The following is a 24,018-nucleotide window of genomic DNA, read 5'->3' on the forward strand; positions in this document are numbered from 1 at the left end:
TTGACTGCGCTGTGACGGGTCGCCCTTACCCGGAGCGCCATGTCGCTGATCCTCATTCTCGCTCTGCCATTTGCAGGCAGTCTGTGCGCTGCCCTGCTGCCGGCCAACGCCCGCAACGCCGAGGCCTGGCTGGCCGGCTTGCTGGCCCTGGCCTCGACGGTGCTGGTGGCCAGTCTGTATCCCCAGATTGCCGCGGGCGAAGTGATACGGGTCGATGTCCCTTGGGCGCCGGCCCTGGGTCTGGGCTTTACCCTGCGCATGGACGGCTTTGCCTGGCTGTTCTCGCTGATCGTCTCCCTGATGGGCACGCTGGTGGTGCTGTACGCGCGCTACTACATGTCGCCCAAGGATCCGGTGCCGAGGTTCTTCTCGTTCTTCCTGGCCTTCATGGCGGCCATGCTGGGCGTGGTGCTGTCCGGCAACCTGATCCAGCTGGTGATGTTCTGGGAAATGACCAGCCTGGCGTCCTTCATGCTGATCGCCTACTGGCACCATCGCGTCGACGCCCGGCGCGGTGCGCGCATGGCGCTGACCGTCACCGGGGCCGGCGGGCTTTGCCTGCTGGGCGGGGTGCTGCTCCTGGGGCATATTGTCGGCAGCTATGACATGGACGTGGTGTTGCGCTCGGGCGACCTGGTGCGCGCCGATGCCTGGTACCCGGCGGCGCTGGCCCTGGTGGCGCTGGGCGCGCTGACCAAGAGCGCTCAGTTCCCGTTCCAGTTCTGGCTGCCCAACGCCATGGCCGCGCCGACGCCGGTCTCGGCTTATCTGCACTCGGCCACCATGGTCAAGGCGGGGGTGTTTCTGCTGGCGCGCTTCTGGCCGCTGCTTGCCGGCACCGACGAATGGTTCTGGATCATCGGCGGGGCAGGGCTGTGCACGCTGGTGCTGGGCGCGTATGCGGCCATCTTCCAGCAGGACATGAAGGGCGTGCTGGCGTACTCGACCATCAGCCATCTGGGCCTGATCACGCTGCTGCTGGGCCTGAACAGTCCCCTGGCGCTGGTGGCAGCCGTGTTCCATATGGTCAACCATGCCATCTTCAAGGCCTCGCTCTTCATGGCCACCGGCATCGTCGACCATGAAACCGGCACGCGCGACCTGGGACGCCTGAGCGGCCTGTATTCGGCCATGCCGCTGACGGCCACGCTGGCGATGGTGTCGGCCGCCTCGATGGCGGGCGTGCCGCTGCTCAACGGTTTTCTGTCCAAGGAAATGTTCTTCGCCGAAACGACCTTCATCTCGGGGGATCCGCTGCTGCGCTACGGCCTGCCCCTGATGGCGACCATCGCCGGGGCGTTCAGCGTCACGTATTCCCTGCGTTTCATTCTGCAGGTGTTCTTCGGCCCGCCGGCGACCGACCTGCCGCGCGCGCCGCACGAGCCGCCGCGTTTCATGCTGGTGCCCAGCGGCCTGCTGGTCGCCCTCTGCCTGGTGATCGGCGTGCTGCCCGGCGTCACGGTGGGGCCGGTGCTGCATATTGCCGCCCGCAGCATCCTGGGCGCAGACATGCCCGAATTCAGCCTGGCCGTGTGGCACGGCTTTAACCTGCCGCTGGTCATGAGCCTGGTGGCGACCACGGCCGGCATCTTGCTGTACCTCGGGCTGCGCGCTCACCAGGCCGCGCATCCCGGCCGCGTGCCGTTCATCTACCGTCTGGACGGACGGCGTACCTTCGAATACCTGTTCGAGGGCAGCGCCGTGGTGGCCCGCGCCGTGCTGCGCCAGCTGGCGTCCTCGCGTCTGCAGATGCAGATGGTGATCATCGTGTTCGGCACCTTGCTGGTGGCGTGGCTGCCCTTGCGCGCCTTTGGCTGGCTCGACGGCACGGGCGTGCGCAGCGCCGCCGACCCGGCCTTCGTGGTGCTGTGGCTGGTGGGCGGCGCCTGCGCCCTGGGCGCGGCCTATCAGGCCAAGTACCACCGGCTGGCGTCGCTGACGCTGTCGGGCGGCGCAGGGCTGGTGACCTGCCTGACTTTCGTGTGGTTTTCGGCGCCCGACCTGGCCTTGACCCAGCTGGCCGTCGAGGTGGTGACCGTCGTGCTGTTGCTGCTCGGGCTGCGCTGGCTGCCGCGCCGCATCGCGGCCGACGAAGAAGACCGGCGGCCGGATCTGAAGGTGCGCCTGCGCCGTCTGCGCGACCTGGGCCTGGCCAGCGCGGCCGGCCTGTCGATGGCGGCGCTTGCCTATGCCGTGCTGACCCGCCCCTTGGGCGACACCATCGCTTCCTTCTTTGTGCGCAATGCCCTGCCCGAGGGCGGCGGCACCAATGTGGTCAACGTTATCCTGGTGGACTTCCGAGGTTTCGATACCCTGGGTGAGATCACCGTGCTGGGCATCGTGGCCCTGACGGTCTATGCGCTGTTGCGCCGTTTCCGCCCCGCGCCCGAGAGCATCGAGCAGCCTCACCAGCAGCGCGAGCAGGATGGGCTGGCGCCCGGCCAGGTGCCGGCCGGCCCAGACACCAAGGCCTCGCTGCCGGCGGGCTCGATGCGCATTGCGGCCGTGCTGGTGCGCCTGCTGCTGCCCATGGCCGTGTTGATTTCGGTCTATCTGCTGCTGCGCGGGCACAACCTGCCGGGCGGCGGCTTTGTCGGCGGTCTGGTCATGGCGACCGCCATCATTCTGCAGTACATGGTGGGCGGGGTGTACTGGGTCGAGTCGCGCAGCCGCCTGAATCCGCAGCACTGGATCGGGTTGGGTCTGCTGGCCGCAGGGGCGGCCGCCGTATCGGCCTGGTTCGCCATGCGGCCTTTCCTGTCGGCTCTGTCCTGGGACGTGGCGCTGCCGTTGGTGGGGCACATCCACCTCTCCAGCGTGCTGCTGTTCGATCTCGGGGTGTACATGCTGGTGGTGGGCGCGGCCGTGCTGGTGCTGGTGGCGCTGGCGCACCAGTCGGTGCGGGCGCAGCGCCGCCAGATCGCCGAAGCGCAAATCGAGGCCGATGCCGCGGCCAGGGGAGTCTGAACATGGAATGGATCTACGCGGCAGCCATCGGGGTGCTGACCGGTTCGGGGGTATGGCTGCTGCTGCGGCCACGCACCTTTCAATTCATCATGGGGCTGTCGTTGCTGTCCTATGCCGTGAACCTGTTCATTTTCGGCATGGGCCGGCTCAAGGTCGGCACGCCGCCGGTGGTCGATGCGATGACTCCGCCCGATCCGGCCGCCTACGCGGATCCGTTGCCGCAGGCGCTGGTGCTGACGGCCATCGTGATCGGATTCGCCACGACCGCCTTGTTTCTTGTGGTGCTGCTGGCCTCTCGCGGCCTGACCGGCACCGACCACGTTGATGGCCGGGAGCCCGAAGAATCGTGATTGATTGGCTGCAACACCTTCCCATCTATCCGATCGTCGTGCCGCTGGTGGCCGGCGCAGGCATGCTGCTGCTGGCCGACACCCGGCGACGGGTGCGTGCCTTCATCGCGCTGTGTTCGACCGTGCTGCAACTGGCGGCGGCCGTGGCCTTGCTGGCGCTGGCCGCCGGCGCCGGCGATATCTGGCCGCAGGGGATCGGCGTCTATCTGCCCGGCGACTGGCCGGCCCCCTTCGGCATCGTGCTGGTGGTCGACCGGTTGGCGGCGGTCATGCTTACGCTGACGGCCACGCTGGGGCTGGCCACGCTGATCTATTCGCTGGCCCACTGGGATCGCGCCGGGGTGCACTTCCATTCCCTGTTCCAGTTCCTGCTGATGGGCTTGAACGGGGCCTTCCTGACCGGCGATCTGTTCAACCTGTTCGTGTTCTTCGAGGTGCTGCTGGCGGCCTCGTATGGCCTGATGCTGCATGGCTCGGGCAGCGCACGGGTGAGCGCGGGGCTCCAGTACATCGCGGTCAACCTGGTGGCTTCCTTCCTGCTGCTGATCAGCATTGCGCTGATCTACGGCGTGACCGGCACTCTCAACATGGCGGACCTTGCGGTGCGCGCCGGCCAGCTGGCCGGCGGCGAGCGTCAGCTGTTCGAGGCGGGCGCGGCCATCCTGGGCGTGGCATTCCTGGTCAAGGCCGGCGCCTGGCCGCTGAATTTCTGGCTGGTCAATGGCTACGGCGCGGCCAGTCCGCCGGTGGCGGCCATGTTCTCCATCATGACCAAGATCGGCATCTATGCCTTGCTGCGCATCGGTTCGCTGCTGTTGCCCACGGGTGCGCCGGCGGCCTTCAGTCTGGACTGGATGTTCGCCGTCGGGCTGGCCACGCTGATCTTCGGCGGGGTGGGCATCCTGGCGTCCCAGCAGCTGGGCAAGCTGGTCGGCTATTGCGTCATCGTCTCGGCCGGCACGTTGCTGACTGCGCTGGGCATGCCGGGGGTGACCCTGACCGGGCCGGCGCTGTTCTATCTGGTCAGTTCGGTCCTGGGCACGGGCGCCTTCTTCCTGCTGATCGAGCTGATCGAGCGCACCCGCAGCTTCGGCGCCAGCGTGCTGGCCGTGACCATGGACAGTTTCGACCTGGACGACCCGGTGGCGCCCAACCGTCCCAACGATGTCGTGGGCGTGGCGATTCCGGCTGCCATGGCGTTCCTGGGCCTGGCCTTCGTGGCCTGTGCGCTGCTGGTGACCGGCTTGCCGCCGCTGTCGGGGTTCGTGGCCAAGTTTTCTCTGTTGTCGGCAGCCGTGACCGCGGTCAATACCTCGGCACCGCCCATGGACGGCTGGCTGCTGGTGGCCGCTGTGCTGCTGTCGGGGCTGGCCGGCCTGATGGCGCTGGGGCGTGCGGGCATCCGCAGCTTCTGGGGCGGCGACGACCGCATCACGCCGAGGTTGCGCCTGCTGGAGGCCGGCCCGGTGGCCGTGCTGATCCTGCTGTGCGTGGCGCTGGCGGCCGGGGCCGGGCCGGTGTCGGCCTATCTGGATGCCGCAGCCCAGTCGCTGGACAAACCCGAGCTCTATATCGAGGCCGTGCTGGGCAAGCTGCCGGTGCGTCCGCTGGGAGGGCATTGAGATGCGTAAATGGCTGACACGCGCCGTGCTGCCCGTCTGCATGCTGTTGTTGTGGCTGCTCCTGAACCAATCGGTGTCCTGGGGGCAGGTACTGGTCGGCGCCGCGCTGGGGATATGGCTGGGCTGGGCCTCGATGCGGCTGCGTCCGCTGAAGGCGCGCCCGCGCCGGATCTGGTTGCTGCCGGGGCTGGTGTGGCGCGTCTTTGTCGACGTGGTGCGCTCGAACTGGGCGGTGGCACAGTTCGTCTGGCGGCCGCGCCTGCCAATGTCGCCGGGCTTTCTCGAGGTGCCGCTGGAGCTGCGCGATCCGCATGGCCTGGCCATGATGGCCTGCATCATCACCTATACGCCCGGCACCGTGCTGGTGGATATTTCCACCAATCACATCATGACGCTGCACGTGCTGGATCTGCAGAACGAGGAAGAATGGATCTCCTTGATCAAGCGGCGCTATGAGCGCACCCTGATAGAGGTATTCGACTGATGGATATGCTGCTCTACTGGTCGGCGTCGTTTGCGCTGATCTGCTTTTCGCTTGGCGCCGGCTGCGCGGTGATCCGTGTGCTGCGCGGCCCCACCGCCCAGGACCGCGTGCTGGGTCTCGATGCGCTCTACATTCAGGGCATGCTGGTCATGCTGGTGTTCGGCATCCGGGCCGGCACGGGGGTGTATTTCGACATCGCCCTGCTGATTGCCCTGTTTGGTTTCGTCGGCTCGGCGGCGATGGCCAAGTTCCTGTTGCGCGGGGAGGTCATCGAGCCATGACAACCAACGGTTTGCCCTGGTGGATCGCCGTGCCGGTCAGCCTGTTGCTGGTGTTCGCGGGCGTGGTTTCGCTCACCGGCGCCATCGGCCTGCTGCGTTTCCGCCATTTCTATGCCCGCATCCATGCTCCGACCCTGGCCAACACGCTGGGCGCCATCAGCGTGCTGGTGGCGTCTTCTCTGTTGTTTTCCTATATGGGCTCGCGGCCGGTGATTCACGAGATCGTGATCATCGTGCTGTTGGTGCTGACCTCGCCTGTGACGGCCATGCTGCTGATGCGCGCGGCCGTCTATCGCAATGTCGACGCCGAGGTCGGGCCGAATGCGCCGCATAAACGCAATGGCGAGGCCTGACGGGCCGTTGCGTTTGGTATCACTTGTAGTGATTTGCGCGCGCGGCCAGCAGCGGTTTTGCGTAAGGTAGGACATGAACCTTGTGTGCGGGCCGCCCGCCAGGCAGCCTGCCTTCTAATGGGAGATTGTCATGAAGCTTGTACGCATGCATGCCATTCGCAAGTCATCCGCCACGCTGGCTGCGGTGTCGCTCCTTGCCCTGGGGGCCGCCCTGTCGGCGGCCACGCCGGCCCGCGCGGCGCCACCGCAGGCCTCGGCCGACTCGGTCTACCGCAGCGAACTGGCGCGTTGCCGCAATGCCCCCGAAGTCACGGATCGTCATAGCTGCATGCGCGAGGCCGGCGCCGCGCGCGCCGAAGCGCACCGCAACCGCCTGCACGACCCTTCCACCGACTATCATCGCAATCGCATGATGCGCTGCGACCGCCTGCCGGGCGAGCATCGCAACGACTGCATGCGGCAGATGGAAGACAACGGCCACACCCGCATGCACGGCAGCGTGCATGGCGGCGGCATCTGGCGCGAGACCGAAGTGCCTGTGCCGGCCCATGGCATGGCCCGCTGACGCCACGCCGGCAGCAGGGCAGGCCGCAATCAGGCAAAATGGCGGCTTGCCCACTTGAGTTTCCCTGAATGTCCGACGTCATCGCCCTGGTATTCGATTTCGACGACACGCTGGCCCCGGACAGCACCACCGGCTTTCTGGAAAGCCTGGGTGTGGATACGGCCGCATTCTGGAAAGACGAGGTCGACCCCCTCCTGTCGCAAGGCGATTGGGACCCGGTCCCGGCCTATCTGTACAAGATGATCGAGCTGTCGCGCCAGGGCCGGCACGGCCTGATCACCCGCGACCGTCTGCAGGCCTGGGGGCGCCGCCTGCCGCTGCACCCGGGCGTGACCACCTTGTTCGAGCGCCTGCGCCAGGCCGTGCGGGCCGCCCAGCCGCGCATCCAGCTCGAGTTCTATCTGATTTCCAGCGGTATCGGCGACATCGTGCGCGCCACGCCCATTGCGGGCGAATTCACGGATATCTGGGCTTCCGAATTCATCTACGACGAACACGGCGGTATCGCCTTCCCGCGCCGTATCGTCAGCTTTACCGACAAAACGCGCTATCTGTTCCATATCCAGAAAGGTCTGGTCGGGCCGGAGTTTCGCAGTCGTCCGTTCGAGGTCAACCGCAAGGTGCCGCAGGACCGGCTGCGGGTGCCGCTGGATCAGATGATCTTCGTGGGTGACGGCTACACCGATATTCCTTGCTTTTCCCTGGTCTGCGCCGCCGGCGGCTATGCCTTCGGCGTCTGGGATCCCAGCCATCGCGACAAGCGCAGCCGGGCCTGGGGTTTCGTCGAGCAGGGGCGGGTGTCCAATCTGAACTTTGCCCGGTATGGCGAAGATGCCGAGCTTTATCATCTGCTTGAGGCGGCCCTGGTCGGCCTGGCGGGCTCCATCTCCCTGAAGTCGAGGGCTTATGGGGGCTGACGAGGCGAACCCGGCCATGTCGCTGGCGCACGACGAGGCCTGCATGGCGCTGGCTCTGGAGCAGGCGCGTCTGGCCTATGCGGCCGGCGAAGTGCCGGTGGGCGCGGTCATCGTCGGCGCCGATGGCGAGGTGCTGGGCGCGGGCGCCAACCGCACCATCACCGACGCCGATCCCACCGCCCACGCCGAAGTGGTGGCCTTGCGTGCGGCCGCCGCCCGGTTGCGCAACTATCGTCTGCCGGGCCTGACGCTCTACGTCACGCTGGAGCCCTGTGTCATGTGCATCGGCGCGATGTTGCACGCCCGTCTGGCGCGGGTGGTCTTCGGCGCGGCCGATCCCAAGACCGGCGCCTGTGGCGGCGTGCTCGACATCGCCTCGGTCGGGCAACTCAATCACCAGACTTCGATCACCGGCGGCGTGCTGGCTCAACCCTGCAGCGAGCTGCTGCGGGCGTTTTTCCGCGAACGCCGCAACAAGGAACGCAATCCATCATGAAGACTCCCCGCCACGACGGCCACGATCACGCTCCCGGACAGGCCTGCGGGCCGGCTTGCCATGCCCCGCATGGCCAGCCCGGCGGTATCTACCTGGTGTCGCCCTCGTCGGCCGTGGCCGATCCGGCCACGCTGGATCTCGCGCGCGAACGCCTGGCCGCAGAGGGGTTCAAGACCGCGGTCGACCGCAGCGCGCTGGCCGTGCACCAGCGCTTTGCCGGCACCGACAAGCAGCGCCTGGCTGCCCTGACGCGCGCCGCCGCCCAGAAGCACCCCATCGTTATGGCTACGCGCGGTGGCTATGGACTGACGCGGCTGCTGCCCCAGATTGACTGGAAAGCCATGGCCGACAGCGGCAAGCGCTTTGTCGGCATGAGCGACTTCACCGCGTTCAACCTTGCCCTGCTGGCGCAGACCGGCGCCGAGAGCTACAGCGGCGCGACGGCGGTGCGCGACTTCGGCGGCAAACGCACCGACGAGCTGACCGTGGCGCTGTTTGGCGAGATCATGCGCGGCGAGCTCGAAATCCTCAGCTTTGAAACCCGCGATGCCGACGCCGTGGACGCACGTGGGGTGTTGTGGGGAGGCAATCTGGCGATGCTCACCGCCTTGCTGGGCACGCCGTATTTTCCCAAGGTGCGCGGCGGCATTCTGTTCCTGGAGGACGTAGGCGAGCATCCCTACCGCGTCGAGCGCATGTTGACGCAACTGTCGCTGGCCGGCGTGCTGCAGCGCCAGAAAGCCATCGTGCTGGGCACTTTCACCGAGTACAAGCTGGCTGCTCATGACCAGGGCTACGACATGCCCGAAGTCATCAAATGGTTGCGCCGCGAGGTCAAGGTGCCGGTGATCTGCGGCCTGCCTTACGGCCATGGCAACACCAAGGCGACCCTGCCGGTCGGTCGCAAGGTGGGGATCGCCACCGAGCGCGGTCTGGCCCATCTGGTGATCGACGAACACCACCATTGATGGCGGCGGCCCTGCTGCGAATGCGCCGGGCTGGTACACTGTACGATTCACTCAATCGCGCGCGGCGGATTTTCCGGCGCGCGCTGTCTTCACGCCGGTACGCCTCGCGTGCCTGCAGCCCGCTTTCGGGCGCCAAGCCCCGCTTACAAACATCGTGATCTCTACCGCCAATCTCACTATTCAGTTTGGTCCCAAACCGCTTTTCGAGAACGTCAGCGTCAAGTTCGGCGAAGGCAACCGCTATGGCCTGATCGGCGCCAACGGCTCGGGCAAGTCCACCTTCATGAGAATCATCGGGGGGGACCTCGAGCCCTCTGCGGGCAATGTGTCGCTGGAGCCGGGCCTGCGCCTGGGCAAGCTGCGCCAGGATCAGTTCGCCTTCGAGGACAAGCGGGTGCTGGACGTGGTGATGATGGGCCACACCGAGATGTGGGACGCCATGTCCGAGCGCGACGCCATCTACGCCAACCCCGAGGCGACCGAAGACGACTACATGCGCGCCGCCGAGCTGGAGGCCAAGTTCGCCGAATATGACGGTTACACGGCCGAAGCGCGCGCCGGCGAGCTGCTGCTGGGCCTGGAGATCGAGGTCGATCAGCACAACCTGCTGATGAGCGAGGTCGCCCCGGGCTGGAAGCTGCGCGTGCTGCTGGCCCAGGCGCTGTTCTCCAACCCCGATGTGCTGCTGCTGGACGAGCCGACCAACAACCTGGACATCAACACCATCCGCTGGCTGGAAGGGGTGCTCAACAGCTACCAGAGCACCATGATCATCATCAGCCACGACCGTCACTTCCTGAATCAGGTGTGCACGCACATGGCCGACGTGGACTATGGCGAGATCCGCATCTATCCCGGCAACTACGACGACTACATGCTGGCCTCGACCCAGGCGCGCGAACGTCTGTCGGCCAACAACGCCAAGGCCAAGGAACGCATCAGCGAGCTGCAGGATTTCGTGCGCCGCTTCGCGGCCAACAAGTCGAAATCGCGCCAGGCCACCTCGCGCCTGAAGCAGATCGACCGCATCAAGTCCGAGCAGGTCGTGGTCAAGCCGTCCTCGCGCCAGAACCCCTTCATCCGCTTCGAGCAGAGCAAGGTGCTGCACCGTCTGGCCGTGACGGCCGAGAAGGTCTGCAAGAGCTACGACGCGCCGGTCATCAAGAACTTCTCGGCCATGATCGACGCTGGCGAGAAAGTGGCCATCATCGGCGCCAACGGCGTGGGCAAGACGACGCTGCTGCGTCTGCTGGCCACTGATCTGGCGCCGGATTCGGGCACCGTCAAGTGGGCTGAGAACGCCGATCTGGGCTACATGGCCCAGGACGTCTCGGATCAATTCCTGCAAACCGACATCAACCTGTTCGACTGGATGGCCGAGCACCGCCAGCCGGGCGACGACGATCAGGCCATCCGTTCGGCGCTGGGCCGGCTGTTGTTCTCCAGCGACGATCTGCCCAAGGCGCCCAAGGTGCTGTCCGGCGGCGAGAAGAACCGCATGACCTTCGGACGCCTGATGCTGGGCCGCCACAACGTCATGTTGCTGGACGAGCCGACCAACCACCTGGACATGGAGTCGATCGAGTCCCTGCAGTTCGCCCTGGAGAAATACGAGGGCACGCTGTTCTTCGTCTCGCATGACCGCGAGTTCGTGTCGGGTCTGGCCACGCGCGTGATCGAAATTCTGCCCACCGGCGAGATCATCGACTACCGCGGCGGCTACGAAGACTACCTGTCCTCGCGCGGCATCGAGGGCTGAGACGGCCGCATATCTCTCGAAGTTGTGAAAACATGAGAGAAATGTCGTTGGGATGCATATCGTGAGTCGGTAGATTAGGGCGTACTTGCAGCGCCGCGCAGGCGGCCGGAACGCCCATGGATCTGACTTTCGAGCATGTCATCAAACAATTCGGCGACCTTCGGGTCGTCGATGATTTTTCCCGCCGCTTTCACAGCGGCGAGCTGGTCGCGCTGGTCGGGCCCTCGGGCTGCGGCAAATCCACCTTGCTGCATCTGGCCGCCGGGCTGGAGCCCCCCTCGGGCGGGCGCATCCTGGCGGATGGCCAGCCGCTGCGCGGTCCCGATCCCAGCCGCACCCTGGTCTTCCAGGAGCATGCCCTCTATCCCTGGCTGACCCTGCGAGACAACGTGGCCCTGGCGCTGGAGTTCCAGCGCGTGGCGCGCCGCCAGGCCCGCGAGCAGGCCGATGGCTGGCTGGCCCGCGTCGGTCTGGCCGGCTTCGAATCCTATTATCCCCATCAAGTTTCGGGCGGCATGCGGCAGCGCGCCGCGCTGGCGCGCGCCTTCATCGCCCAGCCGCGCACACTCCTGCTGGACGAGCCCTTTGGCGCCCTGGACGCACTGACCCGGCTGACGCTTCAGGATGTCCTGCGCCAACTGCTGCGCGAACACCGGCCCACGGTGTTGCTGGTAACGCATGACGTCGACGAAGCCCTGTTTCTGGCCGACCGCATCCTGGTCTTCTCGCCGCGCCCGGCACGCGTGCTGCGTGAATTCGAGCTCGGGCAGCGGCCCCGTTCCCACGACCTGGCCGGCCTGGCCGCCGAGAAGCGCGAGATCCTGAGCCTGCTGGGCATCGAAGTCGACGCGCTCGCCTGAATTCCCCGAACCCCCTTGCCGGCGTGTCCCGCGCCGCCTTCCGGAGTCTTTGCATGAAACTCAAATCCTGGATCACGCTGGCCGCGGCGCTGGCGGTGGCCGCGCCCGCCTGGGCCGCCGATACTTTCCGCGTGGGCTATCTGCGCGTCATGGACGATGCCCAGGCCATGGTCGCCCAGGAGGGCGGCTTTTACGAGAAAGCCGGCCTCCATACCGAACTGGTCGAGTTCAAATCGGGTACGGACCTCATCAAGGCCATCGTCGGCGGCCAGCTCGACATCGGCGTGCTGGGTTTCACCAATGCCGTGGCCTGGGCCTCCAAGGGCGCCGATCTGAAGGTGGTGGGTGGCGCGCAGCAAGGCTACCACTCCCTGCTGGTGCGCAATGACAGCGGCATTCGCGATATTGCTGGGCTCAAGGGCCGCGTGCTGGCCTCGCAATCGGAGGGCAGCACGGCCGATGTGGTACTCAAGGGCGTGGTGCTCAAAGAGGGCGGCCTGAGCGCCGATGACGTCAACGTGATGGGGGTCAGCCCGGCCGTGGCGGTGCAGTCGCTGGTGGGCAAGCGGGTCGACGCGGCTTTCCTGTTCGAGCCCTATGACCGCATCGCCCAGCTGGTGGCGCCGGTCACGCAAATCTACGAAGTCGGCCAGAGCTGGCCGTTTCCCTGCATGGTGGTCATCACTTCGGGCGATACCCTGGCCAAGCGCAAGGATGACGTCTGGAAAGCGCTCGATGCGCAGCGCGAGGCCATCGCCTTGCTGCAACAAAAGCCCGACGAGGCGGCCGGCCTGATTGCCCACTACTTCATCGCCGAGCCGACGCTCAAGACGCTCTCGCGTGGCGAACTGCCGCGCGAGACGGTGATCGCCGAGGCCATCCGCACGCAGGTGTTCACCGCCTCGCTGAACGAGGCGGACACCCGCCGCATGCAGGAGATCGCCGATATCCTGCAGGCCCAGGGCTCGCTCAAGACGCGCGACGGCAAGCCCTATGAGGTCGCCTCCATCCTGGATCTGTCCTGGCAAGAGGCGCGTCAGCCTTGAGTACGGTGCAACGCATGACCGGCGCGCGCAAGCACCTGGCCAGTGTGCTGGGCGTGTTGCTGATCCTTCTGCTGTGGCAGGTGGCGGCCTGGAGCCTGCCGGATTTCCTCATGCCCGGCGTGCCGGCCGTGCTTGCGCGACTGGCCGACGACATCGGCGCCAGCAGCTTTCATCAGGCCCTGGCCGGCACGCTCAGCCGGCTCGGGGCGGGTTACGGGCTGGCGCTGCTGGCCGGTATCGGTTTCGGCCTGCTGGCCGCCTTGCTGTCATTCTTTCGCGAGGTGCTGCGCAGCGCCATCGTCATCCTGCAGGCCATCCCTTCGATCGCCTGGGTGCCACTGTTTCTCATCCTGATGGGCTTCGGCAGCGCGCCCATCATCGTGGTGGTGGCGCTGGCGGCGTTCTTCCCGGCCGCTTTGAGCGTGATGAACGCCACCGAGTCGGTTCAGCGCGTCCATGTTTCGGCCGCGCGCGTGATGGGAGCGACCCCCTGGGGCTTGCTGCGGCGGGTTTACCTGCCGGCAGTCATGCCGGAGCTGATCACCGGGGCCCAACTGGCTTTCGGCAATGCCTGGCGCGCCCTGATCTCGGCAGAGATGCTGATCGGCTTCGGCAAGGGGCTGGGGCGTTCGCTGGCCTATTCCGGCGAGATTGCCGACATGACCGGCGTGATGGCCAACATCCTGGTCATTGCGGTGCTGGCCGCGCTGATCGATCAACTGGTGCTGGAGAACCTCAAGCACCGTTTGCTGCGCTACCAGTATGTCTGAGTCTCGTTGCCGGGCAGGGTGGGGCACGTGGCTGGCCGCGCTGGCGCTGATGCTGTCGGCCGGCGTCAGTGCGGCGGCGGGGCCGTTTGCCCAGGCCCAGGCGCGTGGCGAGCTGCGCGTGGGGGTGCCTGCGCTGGCCGATGCGCAGCGCGTTCGCACGCCGCATGGCCTGGGGCCGCTGGCCGCCGAGCGCCTGGCGCAGGCCCTGGGGCTGCCGCTGGCGCTGCAGGCGCTGGCTGCCGATCAGGCGGCCGATGCGCTGGCCGCAGGGCAGGTGGATGTGGTGCTGATGGCTGCCGGCGAGCCCCCGGGCGTGGCGCCCCGGCAGGCCTGGGTGGCGGCGCGTTATCAGCCGCAGCCGCGCGCCGTGATACGCAGCGACACGCCCATGCGTCGCTGGGAAGAGGCCCGCGGGCGCAGCGTCTGCATGGCGCGGGCCAACCAGCCGGCGCGCGCGTTGGCGCACAGCCACGGCGCGGTGCTGCAGGAATACGATTTGCCGTCCGAGGCGCTGGTGGCCGTGCGTGAAGGGCGCTGCGACATCGGCCTGATCGACGACGCCGCCTGGCAGAGCCTGATGCAGCTTCCCGAGTGGCGCAAGTTCTCCGCCAGCCTGCCGCCGGAGGGTCCGCATGCCGAGTCGGGCTGGCTGGTGCCGGCCGCCGAGCAGGCCTGGCTGGCGCGTGAGATGCGGCTGTGGCAGGGGCGGGGTGTCTGGCGCGAACTGGCCGGGCGCTGGGCGCGCGAGGTGGCCTTCGACGTCTATCTGGACCAGGACGGCATCGACTGCCACGGCTAGGCCTGCCGGCGCCGCTACAATGCCGGAGTATGACGCAGACTCTCGCCGCCGCCTGTTCTTTCGAAGAAGACATCAAGAAAAGCCGCTTTCTGGGCCATGCCAGCCCGGTGGCCAGCGTGGACGAAGCCATGGCTTTCTTCGCCCGGCACAGCGTGCCCGAGGCGACCCACAACTGCTGGGCCTACCGCATCGGCCAGAACTACCGCTACAACGATGATGGCGAGCCGGGCGGCACGGCAGGGCGCCCCATTCTGCAGGCCATCGACGGCCAGGGCCTGGATCGCGTGGCGGTGCTGGTGGTGCGCTGGTTCGGAGGAATCAAGCTGGGCGCCGGCGGGCTCGTGCGGGCCTATGGCGGATGCGCAGCCAACTGCCTGCGCGCGGGCCAATACCTGGAGATCGTGGCCACCAGCCAGGTGCGCTGCCGTTGCGGCTTCGCGGAACTGGCCTTGCTGCGGGCGCGGCTGGCGCCGGCCGGCGCCGTCATCCTGCAGGAGGAGTTCGACGCCGACGGCGTGCAGCTCACGCTGGAGATTCCCGATGCCGCGCTGCAAGCGCTGCAGGCCGTGGCCGCCAACATCACGCGCGGCCAGTCAGGCTGGGAAGTGCTCGACGCCGGAGCGGGCTGAGCCGCCCCGGCAGGCCCCTCAGGCCTTGTCGCCGGCGTCGTTCTCGGCCTGGGCGATCTCGCGATGCACTTCGCTCATGTCCAGGCCCTTGACCTTGCCCAGCAACTCGTCGAGCTGGCCCGCGCTCAGGGCGCCGGGCTGCGAGAACAGCAGCACTTTTTCGCGGAACACCATCAGGGTCGGGATGGAGCGGATGCCCAGTGCGCCGGCGAGCTCCTGTTCGACATCGGTGTTGACCTTGGCAAAGGTGACGTCGGGGTGCTGTTCGGCCGCTTGCTCGAAGACCGGGGCGAAGCCACGGCAGGGGCCGCACCACGGGGCCCAGAAATCGATGATCAGGGTGCCGTCAGGGGTGATGGCATCCTGGAAGGTGTCTTTGGTGAGTTCAACAATGCTCATGGCGTTGTCCTTGCCGACGGACGGCGTTAGGGGCGTCTCAGCGCCCGGTTGGCGCGGTCGGCGACCGCGAGAGAGAAGGGCAGGCTGGCCGCAATCAGCCGCCTGCCGTGTCGTTGGCCGTGCCGGTGGCACAGGGTGTTTTCAGGCCGGCAACGATCTCATAGGAGCGCAGCCGGTGGTTCAGGTCATAGAAGTCAGACACGATCATGACTTCGTCGGCCTGCGTTTCGGCCACCAGGGCCTCAAGCTGGCGCCTGACCGTCTCCGGGCCGCCCACGATGGCCGCGCCCAGTCTTTGTTCGACGGCCGCGCGCTCCCATTCGTTCCACAGCCCGTCCATGGAGGGCACCGGCGGCTGCAGCGGCAGGCGGTTGCCCCGGATCAGCGACAGGAACTTCAGTTGCTGGGTGGTGGACAGGAAGCGGGCTTCCTCGTCGGTCGGGGCGGCCACCACCGGCACGCCGATCATGGCGTAGGGGCGGGCCAGCGTGGCTGACGGGCGGAACAACTGCCGGTACAGGCGCATGGCGGCCATGCCTTCGGGCGAGAAGTGGCCGGCGAAGGAGAAGGGCAGGCCCAGCTCGGCGGCCATGCGCGCGGAAAAATCGCTCGAACCCAGCAGCCAGATCGGGATGTCCAGACCCGCGCCGGGAATGGCGCGCACGGCCTGGCCGGGACGCTCCGGCGCCAGCAGGGCGCGCAATTCCTCGACCAGCGCCGGGAACTCCAGGCCGCTGCGCGGGCTGCGCCGCAAGGCCTGCTGGGTGGCGCCATCGCTGCCGGGCGCGCGTCCCAGGCCCAGGTCGATACGGCCCGGGTAAAGGGTTTCCAGGGTGCCGAACTGTTCGGCGATGATCAGCGGCGCATGGTTGGGCAGCATGATGCCGCCCGACCCCACGCGCAGGCGCGTGGTCTGGCTGGCCACCAGGCCGATCAGCACCGCCGTGGCGCTGGAGGCCACGCCGGTGATGTTGTGGTGTTCGGCCAGCCAGAAACGCTGGTAGCCGAGACGCTCGGCGTGCTGCGCCAGCGCGACCGTGTTGCGGAACGCGTCAGCCGCGTTTCCGCCCTGCACGATGGGCGCCAGATCGAGAAGGGAAAAAGGGATATCGGCCAGGCTGCTCATGGGACTGTCTCTTTGTGCCGCTGCGGAGCCCTGGCGGCACCGCCTGCGCATCGATGAATGGCAATGGTGACAGTGTATCGGGCTTTTGGGGGCCGGGGCCGAGCAACCTTGTCGTGGATCGGGTCGATAGCCTGAGCATATCGACCCGATCGGGCCTTATCCCGGGAAGAAGGCGTAGCGGATCACGAACAGCGCGGCCACCAGCCAGGTGGCCGGATGGACCTCGCGCACGCGCCCGGTGCAGGTCTTGAGCACCACGTAGCTGATGAAGCCGAACGCCAGGCCGTTGGCAATCGAGTAGGTGAACGGCATGATCAGCGCCGTGAGCGCGGCCGGCGTGGCCTCGGAAATATCATCCCATTTGATGTCGATGAGTTCGCGCATCATCAGGCCGGCCACATAGAGCAGGGCGGGCGCAGTCGCGTAGGCCGGCACCGAGCCGGCCAGCGGGGCGATGAACAGCGCCGCCAGAAACAGCACGGCCACCACCAGCGCAGTCAGGCCGGTCCGTCCTCCGGCCTGTACGCCGGAGGCGCTTTCGACGAAGGCGGTGGTGCTGCTGGTGCCGAGCACCGAGCCGGCCACGATGGCGGTACTGTCGGCAAACAGCGCGCGACCCAGGCGGTTGGGTCGGTTCTCGGGTACCAGGCCGGCGCGCTTGGCCACCCCCATCAGGGTGCCGGTGGCGTCGAACACCTCGACCAGCACAAAGGCCAGGATCACATGCAGCAGGCCCGCATTGAGCGCGCCCATGATGTCCAGCTTGAAGAAGGTCGGCTCCAGGCTCGGCGGCGCCGAGAAAACACCATGGAATTCGTTGTAGCCCATCAGCATGGACAGCACCGTGACCACCAGGATGCCGATCAGGATGGCGCCGCGCACGCGCAGGGCATCCAGCACGGCGATGATGAAAAAGCCCAGGATGGCGAACAGGGGGCCGTGGCTGCGCAGATCGCCCAGCGTGACCTTGGTTTCGGGGTGCGCGGCCACGATGCCGGCGCTGGACAGGGCGATGATGGCCAGGAACAGCCCGATGCCGGCCGCGATGGCGCTGCGCAGGGAGCTGGGAATGCCCCGGATCAGCCAGGCCCGGATGCCCGAGATCGTCAGGATGACGAAGATGACGCCCGAGATGAAGACCGCGCCCAGGGCCTGCTCCCAGGTGTAGCCCATGGTTTTCACCACGGCGAAGGCGAAGAAGGCATTGAGCCCCATGCCCGGGGCCATGCCGATGGGCCAGTTGGCCACCAGCGCCATCACCAGCGAGCCCAGCGCGGCGGCCAGGCAGGTGGCGACGAACACGGCGTTGCGGTCCATGCCGGTGGACGAGAGAATGTCCGGGTTGACGAAGATGATGTACGACATCGTCAGGAAGGTGGTCAGCCCGGCGATCATTTCGGTTCTGACCGTCGTGGCGTGCTCACGCAACTTGAATAGCTTCTCGAGCATTACTGTCCCCGATTCAAGCGAGAGAAAAAGAAAGGAAGGAGCGCATGCCATCGGCGTGGCGCCGATGCGTGGAAATCCGAGCCCGTCCCCTGGCGGCCCTGGTGCCGGCGATGCGTTCCGCGCGACGGGGCGTATTCTCGCACCGTGTAAACTCTGCAGCCATGATTATTCTCGGTTTTGAAAGCTCGTGCGATGAAACGGGGGTCGCTGCGGTCTGTACGCAACGCGGCCTGCTGGCGCACGCCCTGCATTCTCAGATCGCCATGCACCAGGAGTATGGCGGCGTGGTGCCGGAGCTGGCCTCGCGCGATCACATCCGGCGCATCGTGCCGCTGACCCGCGAGGTGCTGGCACGCGCCGGCCTGGAGCGCAGCGACATCGGCGCCGTGGCCTACACCGCCGGGCCCGGCCTGGCCGGCGCGCTGCTGGTGGGCGCCAGCGTGGCCCAGTCGCTGGCCTGGTCGCTGGGGCTGCCGGCCATTCCCATCCACCACCTGGAAGGGCATCTGTTGTCGCCGCTGCTGGCCGATCCGCGGCCCGAGTTTCCCTTCGTGGCCCTGCTGGTGTCCGGCGGGCATACCCAGTTGATGCGCGTGGACGGCGTGGGCCGCTATACCCTGCTGGGGGAAACCCTCGATGACGCTGCCGGCGAAGCCTTCGACAAATCGGCCAAGCTGCTCGGCCTGGGCTATCCGGGCGGCCCGGCGCTCTCGCGCCTGGCCCAGCAAGGTGACGCCAGCCGTTTCGAGCTGCCGCGTCCCATGCTGCACAGCGGCGACCTGGACTTCAGCTTCAGCGGCCTGAAAACGGCCGTCCTCACGCGCGCCAAGGCCGAGCGCGGGGCCAGCGGCGAGCTCGATCCCCAGGCCTGCGCCGATCTCTGCGCGGCCACCGAGGCGGCCATCATCGATGTGCTGGCGGCCAAGTCCATCAAGGCGCTCAAGCAGACCGGCCTGCGCCGCCTGGTCGTCGCCGGGGGCGTGGGCGCCAACCGTCTGTTGCGCCTGCGCCTGGGCGAGGCCTTGCCGCGCCTGAAGGCCACGGCCTACTTCCCGCCGCTGGAGCTGTGCACCGACAACGGCGCCATGATCGCCTTTGCCGGCGCCGAGCGCGTCAAGGCCGGCCTGGCGCGCCTCCAGCCCGGCCAGCACGGCTTCACCGTGCGCCCGCGCTGGGACCTGAGCGAGCTGCAGGCCGCTTGAGGCGGCGGCGCGCCGCAAAGAAAACCGCCCGCGGCCGCGAAGCGGCAGCGGGCGGTGTCTGGCCGGCAGGCTTTTCGGGTCAGCCGCGTTGGGTTTCCTTCAGGATGCGTTGCGCTTCCTCGTGGACGCGCTCCGGCGCGGTGCCGCCGATGTGCTTGCGGGCGGCGACCGAGCCTTCCAGCGTGAGCACTTCGTGGATGTCGGTCTCGATGGCAGGGTGGTAGGCCTGTAGTTCCGCCAGGGTCAGGTCGGCCAGGTCGCAGCCGCGCTGTTCGCAGTCGCGCACGGCGTGCGCCACCACTTCGTGCGCGTCGCGAAACGGCAGGCCGCGTTTGACGAGGTAGTCGGCCAGGTCGGTGGCGGTGGCAAAGCCCTGCAGGGCAGCCGCGCGCATGGCCTCGGGCTTGACCTTGATGCCGGCGGCCATGTCGGCGAACAGCGTCAGGGTGTCGCGCAGGGTGTCGACGGTGTCGAACAGCCCTTCCTTGTCTTCCTGGTTGTCCTTGTTGTAGGCCAGCGGCTGGCCTTTCATCAGGGTGAGCAGGGCGACCAGGTGGCCGTTGACGCGGCCGGTCTTGCCGCGCGCCAGCTCGGGCACGTCGGGGTTCTTCTTCTGCGGCATGATGGAGCTGCCGGTGCAGAAACGGTCGGCCAGGTCGATGAAGCCCACGCGCGGGCTCATCCACAGCACCAGCTCTTCGGACAGGCGCGAGACGTGCGTCATGACCAGCGCGGCGGCGGCGCAGAACTCGATGGCGAAGTCGCGGTCGGAGACGGCGTCCAGCGAGTTGCGGCAGACGCCGTCAAAGCCCAGCGTGCGCGCCACGCGCTCGCGATCGATGGGAAAGGACGTGCCGGCCAGGGCGGCCGCGCCCAGCGGCAGGCGGTTGACGCGCTTGCGGCAGTCGGCCAGGCGCTCGGCGTCGCGGCCGAACATTTCGGCATAGGCCAGCAGGTGGTGGCCGAAGGTGACCGGCTGGGCCACCTGCAGGTGGGTGAAGCCCGGCATGATGGTCGCGGCGTTCTCGCGTGCGACGCCGGCCAGGGCATGGCGCAGTTCGCGCAGCAGGTCGATCAGCACGTCGATCTCGTCGCGCAGCCACAGGCGGATGTCGGTGGCGACCTGGTCATTGCGCGAGCGGCCGGTGTGCAGGCGCTTGCCGGCATCGCCGACCAGCTCGACCAGGCGCTTTTCGATGTTCAGGTGAACGTCTTCGAGATCGAGCAGCCACTGGAAACTGCCGGCGTCGATTTCAGCGAGGATCTGCTGCATGCCGCGCTCGATGTCGGCGAGATCCTGGGCCGAAATGATGCCCTGCGCGGCCAGCATGTCGGCGTGCGCGAGCGAGCCGCGGATATCGTGGCGCGCCAGGCGCTTGTCGAAGTCTACCGAGGCGGTATAGCGCTTGACGAGGTCGGAGACGGGCTCGGAGAAGCGAGCGGACCAGGCTTGGGCCTTGTTGGCGAACTGGTCTTGGGAGGAGGTCGTATTTGCCATGATGGCAGGAATTATAGGGCCTGTCTTTGCGGCCGGGCGAGCCCGCGCCTGCACGCGCGCTCGCCGATGAAGGATAATTCGCCCAGTCGGATTACGAAAGGAGCAGGCCTTGACCCCTGAGTGGCAGACCGTCGTCGAGACCCTGGATCACTATGTGCCCACCCAGCCCTGGGCCCAGACCCTGGTGGGGGTGGCGGTGCTGGCCGCCAGCGCGCTGTTCATCCAGTGGGTCGTGGCCCTGCTGGTGCTGTACTTCGCCAAGCGTCTGCTCAAGGCCATCGGCCACGAGGACTGGGACGCTGCCCTGCAGCGCCGGCGCGCCTATCACAACCTCTGGTACGCGGTGCCGTTCGCCGTGGTGTCGCTGGGCATCGGCCTGGTGCCGCATGCCGAGAAGGCGGCCGCGGTGGTCGGCCGGCTGGCCCATGCCGGCGCCTGGATCTGCGTGTTCGTGGCGTTCAACGGGGTGCTCAGCGCGCTGCAGGACACCTATTCGGCGACCACGCGGGCCCAGACGCGCTCCATCAAGGGTTATATCCAGATCAGCAAGCTGGTGCTGGCCGTGATCTGCGTGGTGCTGGTGCTGTCCATTCTCATGGACCGCTCGCCTCTGTGGATGATCTCCGGCCTGGGCGCGCTCTCGGCGGTGCTGCTGCTGGTGTTCAAGGACACGCTGCTCTCCCTGGTGGCCAGCACCCAGCTCACATCCAATGACATGCTGCGCATCGGCGACTGGATCGAGATGCCGCAGGCCAACGCCGATGGCTTCGTCAAGGACATCGCCCTGCACACCGTCAAGGTGCAGAACTGGGACAACACCGTGACCACGGTGCCGACATACAAACTGTTTTCGGAAAGCTACCGCAACTACCGGCAGATGTTCGAGTCCGGCGGGCGGCGCATCAAGCGCACCCTGCGCATCGACGCCCAGTCGGTACGCTTTCTGAGCGAACAGGATGCCCAGCATCTGATGAAGTTCAAGCTGCTGCATGACTACCTGCGCGGCAAGCAGACCGATCTCGAGCGCGCCAACGAGCAGCTCGGCGAACTGGCCCAGGTCCCGGCCAACCGCCGCCGCCTCACCAATATCGGCACCTTTCGCGCCTACGCGGTCGCCTATTTGCGGCACAACACCGAGGTGCGGCAGGACATGGCGCTCATGGTGCGCATGATGGAGCCGCAGGCCGAGGGTATTCCCATCGAGGTCTATTGCTTCAGCGCCCTGACGGCCTGGGTGGAGTACGAGCGCATCCAGGGCGATATCTTCGATCACCTGCTGGCGATTCTGCCCGAACTGGGCCTGCGTCTCTATCAGCAGCCTTCCGGCTCCGATCTGAGCGGCTTCTCCGGCCAATTGCGCCAGGCCGTGCTGGAGCAGGCCCGCGAGGATGCGCCGCGGCCGGCCTTGGCGCATGATGAAAGCGTCATGCGATAATCGGGCCTCTTTTTCACTGCATTGGGATCGTCGTTCATGAGCGCAGTCCGGGTTGGCATCGCGCAGATCAATGTTTGTGTGGGGGATCTGGCCGGCAACGCCGAGCGCCTGTTCGCCGCGGCCAGCGAGGCGGCCGGGCAGGGCGCCGATATCGTGGTCACGCCCGAGCTGTCCCTGATCGGCTATCCCCCCGAAGACCTGCTGTTGCGCGCGCGCTTCGTCGACGAGCAGCAGGCCGCACTGCAGGCGCTGACTCGTCGCCTGGCCGCGCTGCCCGGTGTGGCGGTGCTGGTCGGCCACGCCGATCGCCACGACGGCGCGCTCTGCAACGCCGTGTCGGTGCTGCGCGACGGGCAGGTGCTTGGCACCTACCGCAAGCGCGAACTGCCCAACTACGGCGTGTTCGACGAGTTGCGCTACTTCACGCCGGGCACCGAACCGCTGGTGTTCGAGGCCGCCGGCCTGCGGGTGGGCGTGGCGATCTGCGAAGACATCTGGTTCGATACGGTGGCGCAGGCCGCCGCCGGGGCAGGAGCGCAGTTGCTGCTGGTACCCAACGCCTCACCCTATCACCTTGGCAAGGAACAGGAGCGTCTGGCCGTGGCCCGGCGCGCCGTGCAGGCCAGCGGCTGCGCCCTGGTGTATGCCAACCTGGTAGGCGGCCAGGACGAACTGGTTTTTGATGGCGCCTCCTTTGCACTGGATGCCAGCGGGCATGAACAGGTGCGTCTGGCGGCGTTCACCGAGCAGGTGGCGCTGCTGCAGGCCGAGGCCGGCGGCGCCGTGCGTGCGCAGCAGCCCCTGGCGGCGCCGGCCTGCGAGGAAGCCGATGTCTGGCATGCCCTGGTGCTGGGCACGCGCGACTACCTGACCAAGAACCGGTTTCCGGGCGCGATCATCGGTCTGTCGGGCGGCATCGACTCGGCACTGGTGCTGGCCATCGCGGTGGATGCCATCGGGGCCGACAAGGTGCGCGCGGTGATGATGCCCTCGCGCTATACGGCGGATATCTCGCTGACCGATGCGCGCGACATGGCGGCCCGACTGGGCGTGCGCTATGACGAAATCCTGATCGGCGCCATTGTCGAGGCCTTCGAGACCGCCCTGGCGCCACACTTTGCCGGCCTGCCGGTCGACACCAGCGAAGAAAACCTGCAGGCGCGCGCCCGCGGCACGCTGTTGATGGGGTTGTCCAACAAAACCGGATCGCTGGTGCTCACCACGGGGAACAAATCCGAAATGGCCACCGGCTATTGCACGCTCTATGGCGACATGGCGGGCGGCTTCGCGGTGCTCAAGGATGTTCCCAAGACGCTGGCCTATCGCCTGGCGGTGTGGCGCAATCAGCAGGGCGACGTCATCCCCCAGCGCATCATTACCCGGCCGCCGTCGGCCGAGCTGCGCCCCGACCAGACCGATCAGGACAGCCTGCCTCCCTACGAAGTGCTGGACGGCATCGTGTTGCGCTACATGGAACAGAACGCCTCTGCCGCCGAACTGGTGGCCGAAGGCTATCCGCAGGCCGCCGTCGAGCAGGTGCTGCGGCTGCTGCGCATCAATGAATACAAGCGCCGCCAGGCGCCGCCGGGGCCGCGCATCACGCCGCGCGCGTTCGGACGGGATTGGCGCTATCCTGTCACCAACGGATTCCGCGAAACCCTCTGAGGCCGTTGGAGCCCGGCTATCTACATCAGGACTGCGAAAGTGAAACAAGTTACCGCCATCATCAAACCGTTCAAGCTGGACGAGGTGCGCGAAGCGCTGGCCGAGGTCGGCGTCAGCGGTTTGACGGTTACCGAGGTCAAGGGTTTCGGACGCCAGAAAGGGCATACCGAGCTGTACCGGGGGGCCGAGTACGTGGTGGACTTCCTGCCCAAGATCCGCCTGGACGTGGTGCTGGCCGACGAACTGGTCGAGCAGGCCATCGAAGCCATCCTGAAGGCGGCCCGCACCGGCAAGATCGGCGACGGCAAGATCTTCGTCATGCCAGTCGAGCAGGCCATCCGGATCCGCACTGGCGAATCCGACGAGCAGGCCCTCTGA

Annotated in this window: 24 protein-coding genes; 20 read left to right on the forward strand and 4 right to left on the reverse strand. The window is 67.1% G+C overall.

Annotated elements, in window-relative coordinates:
• The first annotated feature begins 39 nt into the window (after positions 1 to 39).
• The 16 genes from A7V84_RS16575 (at position 40) to A7V84_RS16650 (ending at position 14,866) form a co-directional block, all read left to right on the forward strand.
• The gene (locus tag A7V84_RS16575) at positions 40 to 2,967 is read left to right on the forward strand and encodes a monovalent cation/H+ antiporter subunit A (protein ID WP_025514850.1); all 2,928 of its coding nucleotides are present in this window, start codon (positions 40 to 42) and stop codon (positions 2,965 to 2,967) included.
• Between the two features lie 2 nt (positions 2,968 to 2,969).
• A complete protein-coding gene (locus tag A7V84_RS16580) occupies positions 2,970 to 3,317 on the forward strand; it encodes a Na+/H+ antiporter subunit C (protein WP_025514852.1) in 348 nt (115 codons plus the stop codon).
• Positions 3,314 to 4,939 (forward strand): monovalent cation/H+ antiporter subunit D, encoded by a 1,626-nt coding sequence (locus A7V84_RS16585; RefSeq protein ID WP_025514854.1) that lies wholly within the window; start codon positions 3,314 to 3,316, stop codon positions 4,937 to 4,939. Before A7V84_RS16580 ends, A7V84_RS16585 begins: the two co-directional genes overlap by 4 nt.
• A 1-nt stretch (position 4,940) precedes the next feature.
• Entirely contained in the window at positions 4,941 to 5,423 is a 483-nt protein-coding gene (locus A7V84_RS16590) for a Na+/H+ antiporter subunit E (RefSeq protein ID WP_033534840.1), read from the forward strand.
• Positions 5,423 to 5,704 (forward strand): K+/H+ antiporter subunit F, encoded by a 282-nt coding sequence (locus A7V84_RS16595; protein WP_033534839.1) that lies wholly within the window; start codon positions 5,423 to 5,425, stop codon positions 5,702 to 5,704. The genes A7V84_RS16590 and A7V84_RS16595 overlap by 1 nt, the downstream gene beginning before the upstream one ends.
• Complete coding sequence (gene mnhG, locus A7V84_RS16600; RefSeq protein WP_025514857.1) at positions 5,701 to 6,057, forward strand: monovalent cation/H(+) antiporter subunit G; 357 nt, start codon at positions 5,701 to 5,703, stop codon at positions 6,055 to 6,057. Before A7V84_RS16595 ends, mnhG begins: the two co-directional genes overlap by 4 nt.
• A gap of 130 nt (positions 6,058 to 6,187) precedes the next feature.
• Entirely contained in the window at positions 6,188 to 6,622 is a 435-nt protein-coding gene (locus A7V84_RS16605; protein WP_025514858.1) for a hypothetical protein, read from the forward strand.
• A 68-nt stretch (positions 6,623 to 6,690) separates the two neighbouring features.
• Entirely contained in the window at positions 6,691 to 7,539 is an 849-nt protein-coding gene (locus A7V84_RS16610; RefSeq protein ID WP_063492330.1) for an HAD family hydrolase, read from the forward strand.
• 16 nt (positions 7,540 to 7,555) lie between these two features.
• The gene (gene tadA, locus A7V84_RS16615; RefSeq protein ID WP_038854742.1) at positions 7,556 to 8,035 is read left to right on the forward strand and encodes a tRNA adenosine(34) deaminase TadA; all 480 of its coding nucleotides are present in this window, start codon (positions 7,556 to 7,558) and stop codon (positions 8,033 to 8,035) included.
• The gene (locus A7V84_RS16620) at positions 8,032 to 9,003 is read left to right on the forward strand and encodes an LD-carboxypeptidase (RefSeq protein ID WP_025514863.1); all 972 of its coding nucleotides are present in this window, start codon (positions 8,032 to 8,034) and stop codon (positions 9,001 to 9,003) included. The genes tadA and A7V84_RS16620 overlap by 4 nt, the downstream gene beginning before the upstream one ends.
• Before the next feature lie 154 nt (positions 9,004 to 9,157).
• On the forward strand, positions 9,158 to 10,762 hold the full coding sequence (locus A7V84_RS16625; protein ID WP_033534838.1) for an ABC-F family ATPase: 1,605 nt from the start codon (positions 9,158 to 9,160) through the stop codon (positions 10,760 to 10,762).
• Positions 10,763 to 10,878: 116 nt separating this feature from the next.
• The gene (locus A7V84_RS16630) at positions 10,879 to 11,622 is read left to right on the forward strand and encodes an ABC transporter ATP-binding protein (protein ID WP_025514865.1); all 744 of its coding nucleotides are present in this window, start codon (positions 10,879 to 10,881) and stop codon (positions 11,620 to 11,622) included.
• 53 nt (positions 11,623 to 11,675) lie between these two features.
• Positions 11,676 to 12,668, forward strand: coding sequence for an ABC transporter substrate-binding protein (locus A7V84_RS16635; RefSeq protein WP_025514867.1), 993 nt, complete (start codon positions 11,676 to 11,678; stop codon positions 12,666 to 12,668).
• Positions 12,669 to 12,682: 14 nt separating this feature from the next.
• A complete protein-coding gene (locus tag A7V84_RS16640; protein ID WP_376765126.1) occupies positions 12,683 to 13,438 on the forward strand; it encodes an ABC transporter permease in 756 nt (251 codons plus the stop codon).
• On the forward strand, positions 13,431 to 14,237 hold the full coding sequence (locus A7V84_RS16645) for a type 2 periplasmic-binding domain-containing protein (protein ID WP_063492329.1): 807 nt from the start codon (positions 13,431 to 13,433) through the stop codon (positions 14,235 to 14,237). The genes A7V84_RS16640 and A7V84_RS16645 overlap by 8 nt, the downstream gene beginning before the upstream one ends.
• Before the next feature lie 29 nt (positions 14,238 to 14,266).
• Positions 14,267 to 14,866: an IMPACT family protein gene (locus tag A7V84_RS16650; RefSeq protein WP_025514872.1), complete on the forward strand. Its 600-nt coding sequence runs from the start codon at positions 14,267 to 14,269 to the stop codon at positions 14,864 to 14,866.
• 18 nt (positions 14,867 to 14,884) lie between these two features.
• Here A7V84_RS16650 and A7V84_RS16655 read toward each other — a convergent pair whose 3' ends face one another.
• The 3 genes from A7V84_RS16655 to A7V84_RS16665 form a co-directional block, all read right to left on the reverse strand.
• Complete coding sequence (locus A7V84_RS16655) at positions 14,885 to 15,265, reverse strand: thioredoxin family protein (RefSeq protein ID WP_025514874.1); 381 nt, start codon at positions 15,263 to 15,265, stop codon at positions 14,885 to 14,887.
• Between the two features lie 94 nt (positions 15,266 to 15,359).
• The gene (locus tag A7V84_RS16660; protein WP_033534835.1) at positions 15,360 to 16,391 is read right to left on the reverse strand and encodes an LLM class flavin-dependent oxidoreductase; all 1,032 of its coding nucleotides are present in this window, start codon (positions 16,389 to 16,391) and stop codon (positions 15,360 to 15,362) included.
• A gap of 156 nt (positions 16,392 to 16,547) precedes the next feature.
• Positions 16,548 to 17,840, reverse strand: coding sequence for an NCS2 family permease (locus tag A7V84_RS16665; RefSeq protein ID WP_025514877.1), 1,293 nt, complete (start codon positions 17,838 to 17,840; stop codon positions 16,548 to 16,550).
• A 161-nt stretch (positions 17,841 to 18,001) separates the two neighbouring features.
• On the opposite strand from A7V84_RS16665, the gene tsaD reads away from it, so the two are divergent.
• The gene (gene tsaD, locus A7V84_RS16670; protein WP_025514879.1) at positions 18,002 to 19,042 is read left to right on the forward strand and encodes a tRNA (adenosine(37)-N6)-threonylcarbamoyltransferase complex transferase subunit TsaD; all 1,041 of its coding nucleotides are present in this window, start codon (positions 18,002 to 18,004) and stop codon (positions 19,040 to 19,042) included.
• Positions 19,043 to 19,121: 79 nt separating this feature from the next.
• On the opposite strand, the gene argH is transcribed toward tsaD, so the two are convergent.
• Positions 19,122 to 20,540, reverse strand: a complete 1,419-nt coding sequence (gene argH / locus A7V84_RS16675) for an argininosuccinate lyase (RefSeq protein ID WP_063492328.1) — start codon at positions 20,538 to 20,540, stop codon at positions 19,122 to 19,124.
• Between the two features lie 109 nt (positions 20,541 to 20,649).
• Here argH and A7V84_RS16680 point away from each other — a divergent pair, with 109 nt between their 5' ends.
• From A7V84_RS16680 to A7V84_RS16690, 3 genes are read left to right on the forward strand one after another with little or no spacing between them, the layout of a single operon-like run.
• Entirely contained in the window at positions 20,650 to 21,975 is a 1,326-nt protein-coding gene (locus A7V84_RS16680) for a mechanosensitive ion channel family protein (protein ID WP_025514882.1), read from the forward strand.
• A gap of 36 nt (positions 21,976 to 22,011) precedes the next feature.
• A complete protein-coding gene (locus A7V84_RS16685) occupies positions 22,012 to 23,640 on the forward strand; it encodes an NAD+ synthase (protein ID WP_025514884.1) in 1,629 nt (542 codons plus the stop codon).
• A gap of 39 nt (positions 23,641 to 23,679) precedes the next feature.
• Entirely contained in the window at positions 23,680 to 24,018 is a 339-nt protein-coding gene (locus tag A7V84_RS16690; RefSeq protein WP_025514886.1) for a P-II family nitrogen regulator, read from the forward strand.

It is taken from the genome of Bordetella trematum (assembly GCF_900078335.1).
Classification (GTDB): Bacteria; Pseudomonadota; Gammaproteobacteria; order Burkholderiales; family Burkholderiaceae_B; genus Bordetella; species Bordetella trematum.